The 528-nt window shown below is 41.3% G+C and carries 1 protein-coding gene; it reads left to right on the forward strand.

What is annotated here, in order from left to right:
• Positions 1–101: 101 nt before the first annotated feature.
• Positions 102–528: HTH domain-containing protein (locus LM917_RS24295; protein ID WP_373688831.1), on the forward strand; the 427-nt coding region annotated here is incomplete at its 3' end.

Raw genomic sequence — 528 nt, forward strand, 5'->3', positions numbered from 1 at the left:
TGAACTGTGACCCGTAAGATGGACACTTAAAAAAGTGACCCTCTTGCGGGTCATTTGTGTTTTAATCAAATCATTAGGTATAGAACGGGGGAAATATCTACATGTGTAAAACGAGAGGTACTTCGAGAATCTTCACTGAACATGAGATAAAACAGCTTGAGGCTAATCCAAATGTTGAGCACGTATCGGATAAAACGATTACTTATGCCGCTGCTTTTAAGGTGGCTGCTGTTAAAGCATACCAAGATGGTCAGACACCTATAGAAATTTTCCGTAGTGCAGGATTTGACGTAGAAATGATTGGTCAGAAAAAGCCGAAAAACTGCCTAAAACGTTGGCGTAATACATACGAGACTTTAGGAGAAGTAGGTCTTCTTGAGGAACGTCGTGGAAAAGGAAGTATAGGTCGAAGACCTTCTGCAGAGATGTCTACTGAGGAAAAGTTAAAACGTGCCGAAGCTCGTATTAAACTACTGGAGGCAGAAAATGACTTTCTAAAAAAGCTCGAGGCGCTCGAAAAGCAGAAGA

Origin of the sequence: Brevibacillus daliensis (genome assembly GCF_021245735.1) — a bacterium.
In the GTDB taxonomy this organism is placed as follows: domain Bacteria; phylum Bacillota; class Bacilli; order Brevibacillales; family Brevibacillaceae; genus Brevibacillus_B; species Brevibacillus_B daliensis.